11 protein-coding genes and 1 pseudogene are annotated in these 18,710 nt (G+C 59.3%); 4 read left to right on the forward strand and 8 right to left on the reverse strand.

Translation table 11 applies throughout. The features are described 5' to 3' along the window. Window positions 1-91: 91 nt before the first annotated feature. Window positions 92-1,414, reverse strand: coding sequence for a putative histamine N-monooxygenase (gene basC / locus DXT74_RS02355; RefSeq protein WP_196783811.1), 1,323 nt, complete (start codon window positions 1,412-1,414; stop codon window positions 92-94). Window positions 1,415-1,482: 68 nt separating this feature from the next. Then, window positions 1,483-5,877, reverse strand: coding sequence for an amino acid adenylation domain-containing protein (locus DXT74_RS02360; RefSeq protein ID WP_194427232.1), 4,395 nt, complete (start codon window positions 5,875-5,877; stop codon window positions 1,483-1,485). A gap of 124 nt (window positions 5,878-6,001) precedes the next feature. On the opposite strand from DXT74_RS02360, the gene DXT74_RS02365 reads away from it, so the two are divergent. The 4 genes and pseudogenes from DXT74_RS02365 (at window position 6,002) to DXT74_RS02380 (ending at window position 9,543) form a co-directional block, all read left to right on the forward strand. Continuing rightward, entirely contained in the window at window positions 6,002-6,274 is a 273-nt protein-coding gene (locus DXT74_RS02365) for a phosphopantetheine-binding protein (protein ID WP_194427233.1), read from the forward strand. 141 nt (window positions 6,275-6,415) lie between these two features. Beyond that, window positions 6,416-7,579: a histidine decarboxylase gene (locus DXT74_RS02370; protein ID WP_194427234.1), complete on the forward strand. Its 1,164-nt coding sequence runs from the start codon at window positions 6,416-6,418 to the stop codon at window positions 7,577-7,579. 368 nt (window positions 7,580-7,947) lie between these two features. Further along, window positions 7,948-8,319 (forward strand): hypothetical protein, encoded by a 372-nt coding sequence (locus DXT74_RS02375; protein ID WP_194427235.1) that lies wholly within the window; start codon window positions 7,948-7,950, stop codon window positions 8,317-8,319. Between the two features lie 104 nt (window positions 8,320-8,423). Next, window positions 8,424-9,543: pseudogene (locus DXT74_RS02380) on the forward strand (IS3 family transposase). A 103-nt stretch (window positions 9,544-9,646) separates the two neighbouring features. Here the strand turns inward: DXT74_RS02380 and DXT74_RS02385 are convergent. The 6 genes from DXT74_RS02385 to dnaA all read right to left on the reverse strand — a co-directional run bounded on the left by DXT74_RS02385 (window position 9,647) and on the right by dnaA (window position 18,642). Further along, entirely contained in the window at window positions 9,647-10,633 is a 987-nt protein-coding gene (locus DXT74_RS02385; protein WP_194427236.1) for an HNH endonuclease, read from the reverse strand. Between the two features lie 61 nt (window positions 10,634-10,694). Beyond that, window positions 10,695-11,765, reverse strand: a complete 1,071-nt coding sequence (locus DXT74_RS02390; protein ID WP_194427237.1) for a DNA cytosine methyltransferase — start codon at window positions 11,763-11,765, stop codon at window positions 10,695-10,697. 3 nt (window positions 11,766-11,768) lie between these two features. Beyond that, the gene (locus tag DXT74_RS02395; protein WP_194427238.1) at window positions 11,769-12,881 is read right to left on the reverse strand and encodes a DNA cytosine methyltransferase; all 1,113 of its coding nucleotides are present in this window, start codon (window positions 12,879-12,881) and stop codon (window positions 11,769-11,771) included. A gap of 662 nt (window positions 12,882-13,543) precedes the next feature. Further along, window positions 13,544-15,934, reverse strand: a complete 2,391-nt coding sequence (gene gyrB, locus DXT74_RS02400; protein ID WP_194427239.1) for a DNA topoisomerase (ATP-hydrolyzing) subunit B — start codon at window positions 15,932-15,934, stop codon at window positions 13,544-13,546. A gap of 149 nt (window positions 15,935-16,083) precedes the next feature. Beyond that, window positions 16,084-17,193, reverse strand: coding sequence for a DNA polymerase III subunit beta (gene dnaN, locus DXT74_RS02405; protein WP_043592545.1), 1,110 nt, complete (start codon window positions 17,191-17,193; stop codon window positions 16,084-16,086). A gap of 54 nt (window positions 17,194-17,247) precedes the next feature. After that, window positions 17,248-18,642 (reverse strand): chromosomal replication initiator protein DnaA, encoded by a 1,395-nt coding sequence (dnaA, locus tag DXT74_RS02410; RefSeq protein ID WP_194427240.1) that lies wholly within the window; start codon window positions 18,640-18,642, stop codon window positions 17,248-17,250. Window positions 18,643-18,710 lie beyond the last annotated feature (68 nt).

Below are 18,710 nucleotides of genomic sequence, written 5' to 3' on the forward strand. Positions count from 1 at the left end.
AGAGCGGGGGCGTCAATTCCATTCGGCTTCAAAACCCGTTTTCGATCTTTCTTTCGCGCAGCGGATTCAAAACCAGCTAGCCAGAAATAACTTACCCCCGCGGCAGCCCATAATGCTGGAACGCCGAACGCTGCGGCAGACGATAACGCGGCTGGCCCAGCAACTGATTGATGATGGCCGCGTTGCGGATCGGGCCTATGCCCAGGTCCGGCGAACCCACCCCGTGCTGGAAAATCTCCGCGTTCTGCACAAAGACCCGGCCCGGCCCCTGATCGCGGCGGCGGGCGGTGAAATCCTCCTCCACGATGCAATCGCCCTGCGCGTCCACCTCCAGCACCGTCTCCTTCAGCCGCTCAAACCACTGCGGCCAAGCGTGCGCGTAGCCAGTGGCGGCCACGATGGCGTCGGTCTCCAGCTGGCAGCGCTGGCCCAGTTGCCGGTGATGGCAAGTCATGCGCAGCGCGCCGTCCGCGCCCAGTTCCTCCAGCGCTTCCACATCGCAATTGGAATACAGCTTCAGGCCCGGATCACGGCCGCCTATCGAGCGCTCGTAGAGCAAGTCGAAGATATCGCCGATGGTGGAGAAGCTGATGCCCTTGTACAGCAGGCCCTGGCCGGCCACCACCTCGCGGCGCTTCTCCCGCGGGATGCTGTGGAAGTACTGCATATAAGCCGGGGTGAAGCACTCCTGCCCCAGCTTGGAAAACTCCATCGGGTGGAAGCCCGGCGCGCGTGTGATCCACTGAATGGACGCTCCGGCCGCCACCTGTTCCGGGCTCAGCTCGCGGAACAACGCCAGCACGCACTCCGCCGCGCTCTGGCCGGAGCCGATCACGGTGACGCGCCGGCATTGCGACAGCGCCTGTTGATTGGGGATGAACTGGGCGGAATGGATGACCCGCGGGTGGCGGCTGGCGCGCGCCCACGCCGGCAGCCACGGCGAAGTGCCCACCCCCACCACCAGATCACGGCCGGCATAGCGGCGCATCCCGCCGGACGCCGATTCGCTATCCACCACAAAGCGCCCCGCGCCGGCGTCGTAAGTCACGTCCCGCACCTCCTCGCCAAAAAGGCAGGCCGGCAACTGTTGCGCGGCCCAGCGGCAGTAATCGTCGTATTCGATGCGCGGCACCAGGGTGTTGTCGTAGTAGTAGAACTGGTAAAGCCTGTCGTGCTGGTGCAGATAGTTCAGATAGCTGAGTGGATGCGTGGGGTCCGCCAGCGTGACCAAGTCGGCCAGGAACGGCACTTGCAGCGTGGTGCCCGGCAACAGCAAACCCTCATGCCAGCGGAACGCCGGTTTGCGCTCCAGAAACACTCCTTTGATGTCCGAGTGGCGCGACAACAAGGCCGCCAAGCCCAGATTGAACGGCCCGATGCCAACGCCGGCAACATCTACGTTCGCCATTTCCATATACGAAAAACTCCCAAGGTTCTATCGGTTGTCCCCAGGGCGGAGAAGCTGCCCCGGGATGAGTTTGATTAAGGCTGACCAGCCACCAGCAAACGCTCCACATCCGCCACATTGCGGCAACGCAGCAGCTGTCCGGGCGACAGCTCCACGGCGAAGGTTTCCCGCATGCGCGCCGCAATGGCTTTCAGATGCTGGGGCAGCAAGCCCATGCTGCTGAAATCCAGCAACTCGTCGGCCAGCTCCTGATAGGAACGCCCCAGCACGCCCAGATAAATGTCCAGCACCGGGCGCCGGTGCCGTGTCGCCGGGGCCGGAGCCTCGGCAACGGCGGCCGCGGGCGCGGGCGGCGCCACAGGGTTCTGAGCCGGAACCTGGGCCGGCGCCTGCAACAGCGCGCGCGCGCCGCGGCGGTCCGGCTTGCCGTTTTGCGACAAGGGCAGCTGCTCCACCCTCAGGAAGCGCGTGGGCACATGGGATTGCGGCAGGACGCGGCGCGCGTGTTCGCGCAGATCCGCCACGCTCGCCTCCGCGCCGGGCTTGGCCACGTAAAGCGCGCCTATGCCCAGCTCCCCCTGCCGCTCGTCGCCCACATCCACCACCAGCACATGGGCCAGCGAAGGATGCTTGATCAGCTCCATCTCGATGTCCGGCAGCGACACCCGCACGCCGCGCACCTTGACGTAGCCGTTCACCCGGCTGTCGAACATCATCACCCCGTCCGGCCGGTAGCGGCCGCAGTCGCTCGTGCGGAAGGCCCGCGCCTCCTGGCCGGCCTCGTCCCGCACCGTGACGAAGTCGTGCTGGGTCAGCTCGCCGTTTTCCAGATAGCCCAGCGCCAGATTGACGCCGGCGGTGTGGATGCGTCCGGCCACGCCGGCCGGGCAATGCTCGCCGCGCTCGTTCAGCAGCCAATAGCGGTTGCCGGGCAGCGGCCGGCCATAGGGCACCTTGGCGCAATCCTCGGCGGCGATGTCGTGCCAGATGCTCCAGATCGTGGTTTCCGTCGGCCCGCCCAAGGACAGCAGCCGCGCTGCCGGCAGGGCGGCGCGCAAGTCCGCGATGATGGACGGCTTGATGTAATCCCCGCCCTGGGCCACCAGCCGCAGGCTTTGCAGCCCGCCTTCCCGCCGGCAAGACAGCAACATCTCCAGCATGGCCGGCACCGTGCACCACAGCGTGACGCCGTGCTCGTCCACCAGCTGGTTCCAGCGCACCGCGTCCTTCTCCTCGCCCGCCTCCGGCAACACCAGCGTGGCGCCGGCGCTCAGGCTGCCCAGCACGTCGAACACCGACATATCGTGATGCAGCGGCGTCACCGACATGCACACATCGCGCTGGCTCACCTGCCAGTGTTCCAGCGTGGAGCCAATGACATTGGCCGTGGCCCGGTTGCACAACACCACGCACTTGGGCTTGCCGGTGGTGCCCGAGGTGTACAGGTAATACGCCGGCGTCTCGCTCAGGGACAGCGCCTGCCAGCCGCCGCGCGCGGCGAGCGGCGCGGGCTCGGCCAGCAGTTGTTCCGGCGTGGCCCGCGCATGCTCCGTCGGCAAGGGCTGGGCCGCCACCACCAGGTTTGGCCGGCAGTTATCCAGCAGATAACGCAGCCGCTCCTCCGGGGACGCCGCGTCTATCGGCACCCACACCACGCCGCTGAAGGCGCACGCCAGGGTGATGATGGTGTGCTCCGGGCTGCGCGGCAGGCATACCGCCACCACCTGGCCCGCGCTCACGCCGCGCGCCTTCAGCGCCGCCATCGCCCGGGACACCGCCTCGCCCAGTTCGCCGTAGCGTATCCGCCGCTGGCCGCTGATCAGCGCCACCCTGGCGTTGTCTGGGTCAAAGATATGGGCGGCGATGCGGCCGAGGAAATCCTCGCGCCGCGCCTCGGCTTCCACGCTGTTCAGCCGGTAATGGCCGTAATCCAGCACCCGCCCGGCCGGCGCCTCGAACACGCCGCTGTCCACCACCTGCTCGATGGCCCGCTCCAGCGCGCTCAGCACCGCGCCCACCAGCGCCGGCTCCAATGCGTCGCGCGCATAGTCGATATCAAACACCAGCGCGCCGTCCGCCCGCGCGGAAAAGCGCAGATCCATCGCCACCTGCGGCGTCTGGGTCAGCCCGCCTATCTGGCGCATTGCGCCCTCCGCCGCCGCCGGCCACGACAAGCCATTGGTCACCACCACCGGCAGCGCCGGGCCGGGGCCATGGCTTTCAAACAGCATCCGGGCCAGGTCCACACCGGAGAAGGCCAGATGCTGCAAGCCCTCCATCACGTCCGCCTGCAAGCGGCGGCCGCGCTCCGCCAGGCTGTCCAGCCCCGCCTGCCACGCCACCGCGATGAAGCTGGAACGGTTGGAGAAACCGCCGGACGGCAGCGGCGCCACCGGCACCGCCACGCACAAGCCACCCTCGTCCAGCCAGTGCGACAGCACCTCCAACACCAGCGCCATCACCGTGGTGTTCTTGAAAAAGCGTTGGCCGTTGCCCAGCTTGCTCAGCCGCTCGAAACGCTCCGCGCTCACCGTCAGGCTTTGCCGCTCATAGCGCGCCACGCCCAATTGATCCAGGGGCTTGCGCCAGGGCAGCCTCGGCGCGCCGCCGCAATCGGCCAGCTTGTTTTTCCAATACAGCGCGTCCGCCTTGCGCGCTTCCGCGGACACCTCGGCCGCCGCTGCGGCGGCCGGCCTGCTCGGCTCCACCACGCCCTGGAACAGCTCCAGCATCAGCGCGGCGATGGAACGGCCGTCTACGATCAAGGCGTCAAAACGCGCAAACACCGTCAAGGAGCCATCCGGCAGCAGGAACAGCGTCAGCTCCCACGGGGAGTGCTCCAGATCAAACAGCGCGTGGGCGTAATCCTCGCGCGCCGCCGCCACCCGCTCCTGAGCCGCCGCTGGCGACAAGGCGCGCAAATCCACCTCCCGCAGATTCACCCGCGGCTGCGCGCGGACCCGCTGCCGCAAGCGCGCAACGTCTATCACCGTGCGCAGGCAATCATGACGCCGCACCATCTCGGCCAGCCGGGCGCGCAACAACGCCGGATCCATGGTGCCGTGGTATTCTCGGAATTCCTGCATCGCCACCCCGCCCAGCGGCAGCTGCGCGGTGCGTCCCAGCAAATACGCCTGCTGCAACACCGTCAACGGCGTTTCCGCCTCCGGCTGCGCCAGCGGGCGCTCCAGCGCGGCCGGGTCCGCCGCCACCGCCGTGGCCAGCGCCACAAAATCGTTGAATAGCTGCGTGACCCAGTCTTGCGGCAAGGCGTCCAGACGGATGTCCCAATTGATCAACACCCCGCCGTCCGCGCTGACGATCTGCGCGTCCAGCGCCACCTGCGGCCCTTGCGAAATCACCCAGTTCATCGCGCCGAAGGAGCGCCGCACCCGCTCCGAGAACAGCTCCCCGCCCGGCATGTCCAGCGCCGCGGTGAACACCACCGGCGCAATCTGCGGCGAACGGTGATGGCGGGACAAATCCCGCATCAGGTTGACGCCCGGATAAGCGCAATGGCCGGCGCGCTCCAGCAACTGCGCGGCCAGGTTTCGGCACAGCGCGCCCGTAGTTGGCGCCGCGTCCAAATCCACATCCAGCAACACCAGGTTGGCAAACTCCCCGATGATGCGTTCCGCGCCCTCCAGCAGCGGCGGCCGCCAGAACACCGGCACGTTCAGCCGGAAGCGCCGGTCCCCGGTGGCCGCGCCCAAGGCCTGGGCGAACAAGCCCAGCATCAGGCCGGACAGCGTCAGCCGTTGCGCCTTGGCCAAGCGCCGCAAAGCCTGGCGCTGCTCCGGCGCCAGCCAGGCGCACAGGCGATGGCTGGACGCCGCGCCCGCCGGCGCCGCCCGGCGCGGCAAAGACGGCGCCGGCGCGATATTGGGCAATTTCTCGCGCCACCAATCGCGGTCCCGCTCCCGGGCCGCCTTGAGCCAGGGCTCGTCCCGCGCCCGGTCGCACCACTCAAAGAAAGACGGCGTGGGCGGCAGCTCCGCGTCCGGGGATTCGTAAAACAGCGCCAAATCCTCCATCAGCACCCGGAAGCTGGACGGGTCCACGGCGATCATGTCCGCGTCCACATGCAGCCGGCTATCCCCCGCGCCAAACAAGCTGATGGAAAAACGAACGGCTTGACCCGTTGCCAGGTCAAGCCGCTGATGTGTCCACTGCTGGCGCTTGGCTTCCAGGCGCTGCGCCAGCGCCTCGCCCTCCAAGGCGGTGAAATCCTCCACCTCCAAATGAGGCGCCTTGTCCGCCGCCGCCAGCGCCTGCATGCCATCCGCCGTTACGCAGGCGCGCAGCATCCCGTGCTCCCGGCCCAGCCTGCCCAGCGCGGCCACCAAACGCGGCAGATCAATGGCCTGGCCGTCGAACTCCGCATACAAATGCGCAGAGACGCCACCCAGATCCGAATGATCGCCCCGGCCCATCCAGCAGGCCGCTTGCATTGAAGTCAACTCTCTCATTTCACGCCCCTGAAAATTGACAAATGGATTTCTTGCATTTCTTTCATCTCCATATGGCATCTCTAAATGCGAATGATTATAATTTACACCATTAGCGTGATGCAATGATCAAGGTGAAATCTTCATGACGAATGAAAAGCCAGCAAAACCAAGGCAATTGGAAGCCGCCAGCCCGCGCCAATGGCTGCACAGCCGGCTACGGCAACTGATAGCGGAAGACGGGGAACTGAACCCCACGGAAAACCTGATGTATTACGGCCTGGATTCCCTGCGCCTGATGACGCTGGCCGCGGGACTCAACGCCCGCGGCATCCCCGTGCGCACGGAAGAACTGAGCCGCTCCCCCACCCTGGCGGACTGGGAAGCGCTGCTGGAGGCCCGACAAGCGGGCGCTTGAAGAACGGCAGTGGCCGGCGCGCAGAACCGGCCCTCACACCTCAAAAAATAGACCAAACCGGGCGCCAACCCACGCCCAGTCAACAAGGAAAAACACCCGGCAATACCCACTCCAACCCACTGAGAAACCACGGAGCCACCCATGTCGCTGTCTTCTCTAGACCAAAACCGTATCGAATCTTTTTGGCAGTACTGCTTGCAGCACCAATATTTCAATCTTGCTTACCCAGAGTCCGCCGACTTCGACTACACCCCCTTGCACCGCTTCCTGCGCTTCTCCATCAACAACTGCGGCGACTGGAACGAAAGCAGCAACTACCTGCTGAACTCCTTCGACTTCGAACGCGAAGTCATGCACTTCTTCGCCGAACTGTTCCACATCCCCTTTGACGAAAGCTGGGGCTACGTGACCAACGGCGGCACCGAAGGCAATATGTTTGGCTGCTACCTCGCCCGAGAACTGTTCCCGGACGCCACGCTGTACTACTCCAAGGACAGCCACTACTCCGTGGCCAAGATCATCAAGCTGCTGCGCATCAAATCCCGCGCGGTGGACTCCCTGCCCAGCGGCGAAATCGACTACGACGACCTGGTGGCCAAAATCCAACAGGACCAAGAACGCCACCCCATCGTCTTCGTCAACGTGGGCACCACCATGAAAGGCGCCGTGGACGACATCGGCATCATCCAGGACAAGCTGGCCCAGGCCGGCATCCCGCGGCGGGACTACTACCTGCACGCGGACGCCGCGCTCAGCGGCATGATCCTGCCCTTTGTCGACGCCCCGCAGCCCTACTCCTTCGCCGACGGCATCGACTCCATCAGCGTGTCCGGCCACAAGATGATAGGTTCGCCCATGCCGTGCGGCATCGTGCTGGCCAAGCGCAGCAACGTGTCGCGCATCTCCGTGGAAATCGACTACATCTCCGCCAGAGACCAAACCATCAGTGGCTCCCGCAACGGCCACACGCCCATGATGCTGTGGGCGGCCATCAAGAGCCGGCCGCTGGCGGAATGGCGTCGCAAAGTGCGCCACTGCCTGGACATGGCCCAATACGCGATAGACCGCTTCCAGGCCGCCGGCATCCAGGCCTGGCGCTGCCAGAACTCCATCACCGTGGTGTTCCCCAGCCCGTCCGAACCCGTGTGCAACAAACACGGCCTGGCCCGATCCAGCGGCGCGGCCCACCTGATCACCACGCCCCACCACCACGACAGCCAGCGGCTGGACCGCCTGATTGACGACATCATCCAGGACCTTGGCGCCGTAACGGCCCCGGTCGGCGCCGCCATGAGCGCGGCTTAAAGCCAGCTTAGATCCGCCACCTTGCGGCAATGCCGCATAAAAAGCCGCCCGGAAAGGGCGGCTTTCTGCTGTAATCCCCACCCCCGGCCCGCCACCGCCTTGACGCTGGGCCTAGCCCCCCTTACTCTGCCCATGCGCTGCGCCAAATAACGCAGCCATGGGCTGGGAGGCCCGTTTTGAACACGCTAGCAAGCCGCATGGCTGCGACTTGCTACGTCCATGCGTCTGCCACCACCGGGCGGGCGCATGGCATTGAGCCCTCCGGGGCTGCCGTACGTGTTCCGGTCCTCCCACTTTGTCATGCGCCTGCCCACGCCTCCCGTGCGTGCCGCGCAGGCTTCCTTAAGCAAATGTTTGTGGAGGACATAATGAATATATTTAATATCCATCAATCCAATACCGACCCCAGCGCCTTGGCACAAGCCATTACCGCCAGCGCCACCCCCATCCTGCAGCAGCTGCAAGATCTGCTGAAATTACTGCACGCCAATGCTCAAGGCAGGCCGGAACTGGAAACACTGAGCCAACAACTGGACCGGCGCTACCTGGACGTGGACGAAAGCATCACCCGCGGCACCATGCACCTCCACTACGCCAGCCAAAACCTGCACGCGCTGCTGACCCTAATGCAAAGCTGCCCGGAAGACAGCACGCTGAACTGCGACCAGATCGTGACCCTGCTGGAACCGGTGCGGCAAGAACTACAAATCAGCCACAGACTGATTGGCTCGGTGATGTAGATGTGGAAACGCCGCAGCGGGGCTGCGGCGTTTCCTCGACGTCCCCCCTGTATTGAGTAGCGCGTGACTTTAGAGTCCAATCCACCATGACACGGAGATTGGACATGAAGAAACGATTCACCGAAGAACAGATCATCGGCTTCCTACGCGAGGCGGAAGCCGGCATGCCCGTTGCACAGTTGTGCCGCAAGTACGCCTTCTCGGAAGCCAGCTATTACCTCTGGCGCAACAAATTCGGTGGGATGAATGTCTCCGAGGCCAAGCGTCTCAAGGAGCTGGAAACTGAGAACGCACGGCTGAAGAAACTCCTGGCCGAGACCATGCTCGAAAACGAGATTGCCAAAGAGGCCCTGCGAAAAAAGTGGTGAGCGCACCGTCACGGCGGGGGCTGGTACGCCATCTGATGGGCAAAGGGCTCAGCGAGCGTCGATCGCTGCGTTTGGCTGGCATGAGCCCCAGCGCATTCCGTTACCAGCCAGCCACCGACCGCAATGTCGCCTTGAGAGCAAAAATCATCGCGCTTGCACAACGTCACCGGCGTTACGGAGCCGGCATGATCTACCTGAAGCTGCGGCAGAGGGCATACAGGTCAATCACAAGCGGGTGGACCGGCTTTATGCCGAGGCGGGTCTGCAAATCCGCCGGCGCAAGCGCAAGAAAATCCCCGTGGCAGACCATCACCCACTGGCTCGTCCTTTGGTGGCCAATCAGGTTTGGTCGATGGACTTTGTATTCGACCGAACGGCAGAGGGGCGTGTCATCAAGAATCTGACGGTGGTCGATGATGCCACGCATGAGGCAGTCGCCATTGTTCCGGAACGGGCGATGGGAGGCCTGCATCTGACCCGCGTCCTCGACCAGCTGGCGAAGACACGTGGACTGCCCAAAGCCATCCGGACCGATAATGGCAAGGAATTCTGCAGCCGTGCGATGTTGACCTGGGCACACGTCCGTGGGGTTCAGCTTTTTCTCATTGGACCTGGCAAGCCCAATCAGAACGCTTACATCGAGTCCTTTAACGGGCGTTTCCGGGATGAGTGTCTGAACGAACACTGGTTCACCAGCCTGCGCCATGCCCAAGTTGTAATCGAAGCTTGGCGAAAGGAATATAACAATGAAAGGCCGAAGAAAGCACTGGGCGGTTTGACACCGGCGGCCTATGCCGAATCACTTGCAGAGAAATCAGGTAAATTAAGCTTGGACTCTAAAGCCCCCTGCTACTGAAGGCGGGGGGACGTCGCTGTGACCACAAAATAGGCACACAGTCAAAAAACAATTTCTACAATTCAACAGATCGTCTTAATTTAAGTAGTGGCAATCTTAACAATCACTCCCATCCTCTAACCTTTCGAGACTCATTAATATACTCTATGGAAGGATAATCTCTTCGATCACTAGGTAATATAATTGCAGATCTCAGGAATTTTTTAAACTCATCCAGCCCTCTAGTAAAATTTTTACCACCTAAGCGCTTAACTTCTGCTTCACTGATTTCAATTTTATAATTTTCATCAAATGAGATTAAATTTCTATCGTATGCTTGATGATGAAGCTTACAAAGCGCAATCCCATTGCTTGTTTCATCCGTACTTGTATCGGCTGCAACAGGAATTATGTGAGCAGCATCGACAAGGTCTAACTGAACTCCACACACTGCACAACGATGCTCATAGGCCCCCAGAACTCGCTTACGGAAGTCTGATGCCCTATACCTTCTAGCAATAGTGGAAATAATTTTTTGGCGACTTTTATCCGAAATAACTTCAATTTTATGATCTGTCAACACATCAAGATCATTCAATAGAGATAGATCGCCCTCAGCACTTCCCATTAAATGGAGAGATTCAGCGCTCAAAGCATAATCTACAAGAAATTCTGGGCGAAAAGCTACCGCAATTTCACCATTCAACCTACTATATGTTGAGAAAGCCTTTTTATGAGCACGCTGAAGCACATCCTCTTTTACTTGAATAGAAGGAGACTTCGAAGATTGCGAACTATGACGATTTATATCAAAACCAACGAACACTTCATAGCCTGAATGCCATCCCAGAACTAGTGTCACTGCATTTTTAGCGATACATGGCATAGTCCCTGTCAACTGAACACGATACTCATCAATAGCTCGAGCCCGTCCTCCGCCATGAGTGCAATTCCAAAGATAGAACTCAACATCGAACCCTTTATTGTCATCTTGATACAACCTGAGTTTAAAAGGTTTTTTGGAGTTCAAAATAATTACATTCCAGCCACTTTTATCCACTGCACTCAACAAAGTTTCAAATAGCTTTTGGGGAGACAAAGTAGAAGGCATATAAAATCACTCAAGTTAATTTTTGGCTACAAATACAGTAGTCCCACCACAACAAAATCATTTACTTTAAATTTTTTGCAAGATGCCGAGCAATAGCAATCCCAAAATGATATCCAAGAATGGGAGGAACCGCATTACCAATCTGGCGCCACTGCTTCTCTACATTTCCAGCGAGTTGATATGTATCTGGAAATGATTGCAATCGCTTTATTTCTTCAATCCGTAGAATTCGGCTCCGCCAATGAAAAGGCCCCATATTATTAGAACGCCGAGCCTGAATAGTCCATGACGGCAGATTAGGACTAAGCTTGAGTAGAAATGACCAGTAACGTGAGCGCCATTTGAAAAGAGGATTGGGATGGCCACGCTCGGCAGTAAAGAATAAATAATTCTCACCGGGAGGAATCTCTCTTAACTCCTTATGGTGCTTTCCTCCTGCAAAGTGACCCTCATCACTTGCATTTTCATCAGTGTCAAGATCTTCTAATACGTCCCCGGCAGTAACCCACCGAGGCAACTCCCCAAGCAACGACGAAGTACCTTTTTTTGAATGTGTTGCTTCTGGAGTTGAAATTGGACCATATAGAGACCCCATAACAAGACATCGTTCACGAATTTGTGGTGCACCATAATCAGCCGCATTGACTATTCTCCACGACACATCATAGCCCAAGGCCCTAGCTGTATCCAGAATATGGTCAAGAGCTTCTCGATGCACTCCATATGCTAAGCCTCTAACATTCTCTAAGAGAAAAACTTTAGGACGCACATCACGTAATATACGGAGATACCCTCCGACGGTCTCCGCTGCAACTGGGTCATCAAGGGCTCTCGGCTTCTCCGTCAGATAAAATCGACTCTTTGAAAATGCGGGACATGGAGGCCCCCCGGCTAAAAGATCCACCTCCCCCGGTTTCAGCTTTGCCGCCTCAAGAAGTACCTCTGTAGACACCTGTCCAATTGGTCCAACAACATAGGGGGTTTCTGGCCAATTAAGTTGATATGATTCTGCACATGTCGCATCAATATCAGTCGCTACGGCAACCTCAAACCCTGCTGACTCAAGCCCAATATCTAAGCCCCCACAACCTGAAAACAAACTTATGCACTTGAGCTTATTACTTTTACTCATGCTTTATTCCAAAGATTCCAAAATACTTTTGACCATCGCCTGAGCTACAGGAACAGGAACTGCATTCCCCATCTGTCTGACACGCTCGCGTCTTGGGCCCTCGATTTTATACCCCCGGGGAAATCCTTGTAGCGCAGCAAGTTCTGGAGTCCTCAGACGCCTATTCTCCCAATGAAAAGGGCCGGTCCAAGGTCCTGGGGACGCTGCAATAGTCCAGGATGGACGATCGGGAGAAAGCTTTAAGAGAAAATTCCAAAATCTTGTCTCAGCAACAAAGGAAGGGTTTGGATGGCCTGCCCATTCTGTTAATGCTTTGTAGTTCCATCCAGGGGGAACTTCTATTAGATGCTTAGCCCAACGTCCAGAAATAATCTCTTCCGGCTCGAAAAATTCCAAACTATTAAATCCTTCTAAAGCCTCGCCTGCAGTTACAGCTCGAGGCAAAAGCAAATCACCTTTATCATTCGTAGAATGTGTCTCGACAGGAGTTGTTGGCTTACGTTTTTTGGAGCCCAGCAGGACAACACGCTCTCTAGCTTGAGCCACTCCGTAAGCCAATGCTTTCGCCGTCAGTTCCGTAACTTCATACCCTGCTTCTTTAGCTCGCTGAACCAACCCTTCATAGACGGGGCGATTTCTGGGGTGCTTGATACTTGGAACATTTTCAAAAACAAAGCCGTCAGCATTTGTTTCTTCTATAATTCTCCAATACTCTAGAACTAAATCCCGACGACTATCCTCTTTGACTTGAGTTGGAGGAGCAGGACGATCTACATCTACACCTTGAGCACGAGCTCGTCTGTAAGCCGCATCTTCACCTGACTCAGTCCAATATGCAGCTTTTGAGAATGGTTGACATGGAGGACCACCCACAATGATTAGAGGTTCATTATTTCCTAATCCAGAGATCTTGCGTAAGTCCACTCCATGAATATTACAAATATCTCCTTCAACAACCTCTCCATGATATTCGGAATTTGCTCGAAGAGTATTACATGCCACTGGATTAAGCTCGACACTTGACCGAACTCGAGCACCAGCGAGATGAGCTCCAACGCTAAGCCCACCTGCTCCTGCAAATAAATCAATGACATTGAACGATGAGGGCTTGGCCATGAAAGTACTCTATTGAATCAGTCGAAACTCTCCATTGTACCAATTTTCTGCCCTTCCGGGCAGGCTGCCATCAGACACTATGGACCCAATCCTGATCACCTTCCCCCAGCCACTTCCAACTAGACAATCAAAACAAGTGTCTTAGACTCGCATGACCGAGGAGACCGTAGCTGCAAGAATCCCGCCACTGACGGCTGAAGGTAATACCATAACACTGACCATTCTTCCCTTCCTATTTTTCTTACCCATGCCTAGATTCGACAATACGGTAGGTGTCAAGCCAGCCAGCTACAAACCGAATAACATAATTACCAGAACATAATCCCCCGAACCCGAATGAAAACCCTCACCCTCAATCGAAAACCAGCCCCCCTCTCGTAGGAAGGGCTCTTGCGGATAGGAACAGCAGCAATAAGTTGCCAGAAGGACCGCTTCCGCCGAAAACTTTTGGCGAACTGTTGTCGGGGGGAGGATCGCACTTCCTTGAAGCCATGATGTGACGAAAGACAGCAACTGTTTGTAAGCTGACTTTTTCCTGACAACAGGGAAAGCTCGAATGATTATGCCAAATATATAATTCGTGACTTTAAAAAAATAAGACCCATAAATTTTCAACTTATGGGCCTCGATTTCTCAGACTATGCGTTCACCCACATATATCATTACACATCAATATTCCGCGCAATCAAGGCATTGCCCTCGATGAAGTTCCGGCGCGGTTCCACTTCGTCGCCCATCAGGGTGGTGAACACGTCGTCCGCGCTCATCACGTCTTCAATGCGCACCTTCAGCAGGCGGCGCACGGTGGGGTCCATGGTGGTTTCCCACAGCTGTTCCGGGTTCATCTCGCCCAGGCCTTTATAGCGCTGGATGTTCATGCCCTTCTTCACTTCCGCCAGCAGCCAGTCCAGCGCTTCGCCAAACTCCGCCACCGGTTTCACGGTTTCGCCGCGTTTGACGTGGGCACCTTCGCGCAGCAGGCCGCTGAGCATGTCGCCGGTTTTCTTCATTTCCGCGTAGTCGCCGGATTCCAGGAAGTCCTGGTCCATCACCGTTACCATCACGTTGCCGTGCAGTTTGCGGATGATTTTGATCAGGTGGCCGTCGTTCTTTTCATCGCGCAGCAGTTGCAGTTCGATGGCGTCCGCCGGCAGCAGCGCGCTCAGTTTGGCCAGCGCGGCGTCCGCTTCTTGCTGGCTGCTGAGGGACAGCGGGCCGGTTTTGAGCATGGCTTCCAGCACCAGCGGGTCTATCACGCGGCTTTCACGTTCAATCACGGAGCGGGTCAGCAGGAACTGGCGGGCAATTTCGCCCAGGGTGTCGCCGGACAATGCGGCGGCGCCTTCCGCCGGGATCAGTTCGGCTTTTTCCAACGCCAGTTGCAGCAGGAACTGGTTGAGCTCGGAGTCGTCCTTGAGGTAGCGCTCTTGCTTGCCCAGTTTGGCCTTGTACAGCGGCGGCTGGGCGATGTAGATGTGGCCGCGCTCCACCAGTTCGCTCATTTGGCGGTAGAAGAAGGTGAGCAGCAGGGTGCGGATGTGGGCGCCGTCCACGTCGGCATCGGTCATGATGATGATGCGGTGGTAGCGCAGTTTGTCCGGGTTGTACTCGTCTTTGCCAATGCCGCAGCCCATGGCGGTGATCAGGGTGGCCACTTCCTGGCTTTGCAGCATTTTGTCGAAGCGGGCACGTTCCACGTTCAGGATCTTGCCCTTCAGCGGCAGGATGGCCTGGAATTTGCGGTCGCGGCCTTGTTTGGCGGAGCCGCCGGCGGAGTCACCCTCCACCAGGTACAGTTCGCACAGCTTGGGGTCTTTTTCCTGGCAGTCCGCCAGTTTGCCGGGCAGGCCCAGGCCGTCCATGATGCCTTTGCGGCGGGTGATTTCGCGGGCCTTGCGCGCGGCTTCACGGGCGCGGGCGGCTTCCACGATCTTGCCGCAGATGATTTTGGCGTCGGCCGGGTTTTCCAGCAGGTAGCTCTTCAGCGCTTCGCTGATCACTTCATTGACCACCGGGCCAATTTCGCTGGAAACCAGCTTGTCCTTGGTCTGGCTGGAGAACTTGGGGTCCGGCAGTTTGACGGAGAGTACGCAGGTCAGGCCTTCGCGCATGTCGTCGCCGGAGGTGTCCACCTTGGCCTTTTTGGCCACTTCGGATTCTTCGATGTACTGGTTCAGCGTGCGGGTCATCACCTGGCGCAGCGCGGTCATGTGGGTGCCGCCGTCGCGCTGGGGGATGTTGTTGGTGAAGCACTGGACGCTTTCCTGGTAGGAGTCGTTCCACTGCATCGCCACTTCCACGCTCATGCCGTCTTTTTCGCCAATGCCGTAGAACACCTTGGGGTGCAGCACGGTCTTGTTGCGGTTCATGTATTCCACGAAGCCGGCCACACCGCCGGAGAAGGCGAAGTTTTCTTCCTTGCCGGTGCGCTTGTCTATCAGCTGGATGCCCACGCCCTGATTCAGGAAGGACAGTTCGCGGATGCGCTTGGCCAGGATGTCGAAGTGGAATTCCACCAGGCCGAAGGTTTCTTCGCTGGCGCGGAAGGTCACTTCCGTGCCGCGGTGGTTGGTGTGGCCGGTCACGGTGAGCGGGGCCACGGCGTCGCCGCGGCGGAATTCCATTTCATGGACTTTGCCGTCGCGCCAGATTTTCAGTTTCAGCCAATCGGACAGCGCGTTCACCACGGAGACGCCCACGCCGTGCAGGCCGCCGGAGATCTTGTAGCTGTTGCTGTCGAATTTGCCGCCGGCGTGCAGGATGGTCATGATCACTTCCGCCGCCGATCGCCCTTCTTCCGGGTGGATGTCGGTGGGGATACCCCGGCCGTTGTCTTCCACGGTGATGGAGTTGTCGGGGTTGATGATGACCTTGATGGTGTCGGCATGGCCGGCCAGCGCTTCGTCAATGGCGTTGTCCAGCACTTCAAACACCATGTGGTGCAAGCCGGTGCCGTCCGAGGTGTCGCCAATATACATGCCGGGGCGTTTGCGTACGGCATCCAATCCTTTGAGGACTTTGATGCTATCCGCGCCGTATTCCTGTTCGCTCATCTGCTGCTTTCTGTATGGAGAGGGGCCGGGCGGGCCGGGAGTGATTCCTGGCGCCGCGCGGCCGGCCTCTGCCGGTCAATCTGAAAATCCGTTTGCCGGGGCGGGGGCGGGGCCTCCGCCGCCGGCGGGCTGCCGGGTGGCGGCCGGCGTCAAATCCGCATGGGCATGACGATGTATTTGAAATTGCTCACGTCCGGTATGGTGACCAGGGTGCTGCGGTTGGAGTCGCCAAAGGCCATTTGCAGGGTGTCCGCCGGCAGGTTGGTCAGCACGTCCATCAGGTAGTTGATGTTGAAGCCGATTTCCAGCTCGCCGCCCTGGTAGGCGATTTCCAGTTCTTCTTCCGCTTCTTCCTGCTCGCTGTTGGTGCAGAGGATGGACATGGAGCCGGGCTTGAGCACCAGGCGCACGCCGCGGAATTTCTCGTTGGCCAGAATGGCGGCGCGCTGCAAGGCGTGCAGGAATTCCAGGCGTTCGATCAGGAAGATCTTGTCGTTGTCCAGCGGGATGACGCGGTTGTAGTCCGGGAACTTGCCGTCCACCACTTTGCTGATGATGACGGTGGAGCCGAAGCTGAAGCGCACCTGATTGGCCAGCACTTCGATATTGATCGGGTCGTCGATGTCCTGCAGCAGCTTGTACAGCTCGATGATGGTCTTGCGCGGCAGGATCACTTCGGATTTGGGCAGGTTGGCTTCCACGTCCGCGCTGGCGAAGGCCAGGCGGTGGCCGTCGGTGGCCACCAGGCGCACTTGGTTACCGTCGGTCTGCATCAACAGGCCGTTCAGGTAGTAGCGGATGTCCTGCACCGCCATTGCGTATTGCACCTGGGAGATCAGGCGCTTGAGTTCGCGCTGGCTCAGGCTGAAGCTGGAGTCGCTGGCGCTGCCCACGGACAACAGCGGGAAGTCGTCGGCCGGCAGGGTTTGCAGGTTGAAGCGGCTCTTGCCGGCTTTCAGGGTCAGGCGGCCGCCGTCCAGTTGTTCCAGGGTCACGGTGGCGTTGCCCGGGATGGCGCGCAGGATGTCCTGCAGCTTTTTGGCGGAGGTGGTCAGGCGGAAGTCTTCGCCCGGTAATTCATCGCTGCTGGCGGTGGTGATCTGGATTTCCAGGTCCGTGGCCAGGAAGCCCACTTGTCCGCCTTTTTTCTCTATCAGCACATTGGACAGGATGGGCAGGGTGTGACGACGCTCGACAATGCCGGTGACTGCCAGCAGTGGCTTGAGCAGGGCATCGCGTTCGGCTTGCAGGATCAGCATGGGGCGGGCTCCCGTTGGGTGTTTGTGAGTCGGTTCAAGTTAGGCTTCATGGTCTTAGTTACGCAGCATGGCCAGCAGCGTGTCGTAATCGTGAGCGATATCGGCGTCGTTGCCGCGCATTTCGGCAATGGTCTTGCAGGCGTGCAGCACGGTGGTGTGGTCGCGGCCGCCAAAGGCGTCGCCGATATTGGGCAGGGACAGCTGGGTCAGTTCCTTGGCCAGCGCCATCGCCACCTGGCGCGGCCGGGCGATGTCGCGGCTGCGCTTTTTGCTGTGCATGTCGGACAGCTTGATCTTGTAGTACTCGGCCACGGTTTTCTGGATGGCGTCCACGGTCACCTGGCGATTGCCGGCGGCCAGGATGTCTTTGAGCGCTTCCTTGACCAGTTCCAGCGAGATGTTCTGATTGGTAAAGCGGGCGTAAGCCACCACGCGCTTGAGCGCGCCTTCCAGTTCGCGCACGTTGGAGCGCACGTTCTGGGCAATGAAGAAGGCCACGTTGTGGTCCAGCTTGATGCTGTCGGCCTCGGCCTTTTTCATCAAGATGGCCACGCGCATTTCCAGCTCCGGCGGCTGGATTTCCACGGTCAGGCCCCAGGAGAAGCGGGAGATCAGCCGCTCTTCCATGCCTTCTATCTGCTTGGGGTAGCTGTCACAGGTCATGATGACCTGCTTGCCGCCCTCGATCAGCGCGTTGAAGGCGTAGAAGAATTCTTCCTGGGTGCGGTTCTTGCCGGCGAAGAACTGGATGTCGTCGATCAGCAGCAGGTCCAGCGAGTGGTAGTAGCGCTTGAATTCGTCAAAGGCCTTGTGCTGGTAGGCGCGCATGATGTCGGCCACGTAGCGTTCGGCGTGGATGTAGCGGATCTTGGCTTGCGGGTTCTTTTGGAACACGTGGTTGCCGATGGCCTGGATCAAGTGGGTCTTACCCAGGCCCACGCCGCCGTAGACAAACAGCGGGTTGTAGGCTTGGTCGCCCGGGTTTTCCGCAATTTGCATGGCCGCGGCGCGCGCCAGCTGGTTGCCCTTGCCGGTCACCAGGGTGTCGAAGGTGAACGAGGGGTTGAGCCGGGTGCTTTCGTGGCTGCCGCCAATGGCTTTGACCGCGGCCTGCTTGGCCTGGGACGGCGCGCTGGGCACCGGCACGCTGGGTGCGGGCTTGGCCTTGGCCGGCGCCATCGCGGGCGCGGCCAGCGGCCGGCCGGCAGGCGCGCCCAGGCGCAGCTCCACCAAGCATTCGCCCACCAGTTCCACCGCCAGTTCTTCAATGCGCGCCAGGAAGCGGTCCTTGATGAACTGCATGATGAAGCGGTTGGGCGCAAACAGCGCGATGCCCTCTTCCGTGGTTTCGGCCGATAGCGGCTTGATCCAGGTATTGAACTGTTGCGAAGACAGTTCGGCCTCCAGGCGGGCCAGGCAGCCAGGCCAAAATTGATCCAGTTCGGTCATTACATATACGCAAGTAAAAGCGAAAAACCCGCTGTCGGCGTTACGGCCAAGCGGCGGGAGAAGCCGCC

Source organism: Chromobacterium sp. Rain0013, from assembly GCF_015291765.1.
Lineage (GTDB): Bacteria > Pseudomonadota > Gammaproteobacteria > Burkholderiales > Chromobacteriaceae > Chromobacterium > Chromobacterium haemolyticum.